The organism is Klebsiella sp. MS 92-3, from assembly GCF_000195655.1.
In the GTDB taxonomy this organism is placed as follows: domain Bacteria; phylum Pseudomonadota; class Gammaproteobacteria; order Enterobacterales; family Enterobacteriaceae; genus Klebsiella; species Klebsiella pneumoniae.
The window spans coordinates 1-660 of record NZ_GL882867.1 but is presented as its reverse complement, the minus strand read 5'-3'; the positions used below and the strand labels follow the sequence as shown (position 1 = coordinate 660).

2 protein-coding genes are annotated in these 660 nt (G+C 41.7%); both read left to right on the top strand.

The genetic code is table 11. From position 1 onward, the window contains the following. Positions 1–18: 18 nt before the first annotated feature. Complete coding sequence (locus tag HMPREF9538_RS32670) at positions 19–297, top strand: hypothetical protein (protein ID WP_077249673.1); 279 nt, start codon at positions 19–21, stop codon at positions 295–297. A gap of 91 nt (positions 298–388) precedes the next feature. After that, positions 389–660 (top strand): hypothetical protein (locus tag HMPREF9538_RS30735; RefSeq protein ID WP_071813940.1); only part of this gene is annotated, 272 nt, incomplete at its 3' end.

The window sequence follows — 660 nt, the reverse complement described above, 5'->3', positions numbered from 1 at the left end:
AAGACAGTACGTTCGTGTCTGTTATCAGCTTTACTGACACATCTTTTTTTCGGCAATATCGCTGTGGCGAAAGAAAATCTATCAGATGACAAAGTAAAGCAGGCGATTATTGACGAGTCGATAGCAGCCTATCCCGGAACATGTGCATGTCCGTTTAACAGCGCAAGAAATGGCAGCTCGTGCGGCAGGCGCAGCGCCTGGAGCAAAGCAGGAGGTTATTCGCCAATCTGCTACAAAAAAGAGGTAACAAAAGAAATGATAAAAGATTGGCGAGCTTCTCACTCAAATAACAACTGACTTCTATTTTTATAACTTTCTGTTTACATTACATTTCTGATAAATACATATATTTCCAACAGGAAATCATACTCTGGGAGATTGAAGCTAAGTGTCTAATAATTATGATTTAATTGCCAAGGCAATCAAAGAAAAGTTGCAAGTAACAGCATATTACCAAGGTTTTTACCGCGAGATGTGCCCTCATGCGCTAGGTTCAAAAAAAGGACGAAAACAGGCTCTTTTCTATCAGTTTGGCGGTGAAAGCAGTAAAGGTACTGTGACACCTGGTTCCACATTCAACTGGCGCTGCATTCCTATAGATGGTCTAACTGAGGTCACCTTACAATCAGGCCAGTGGTACACAGCAGAAAATCACAGCCA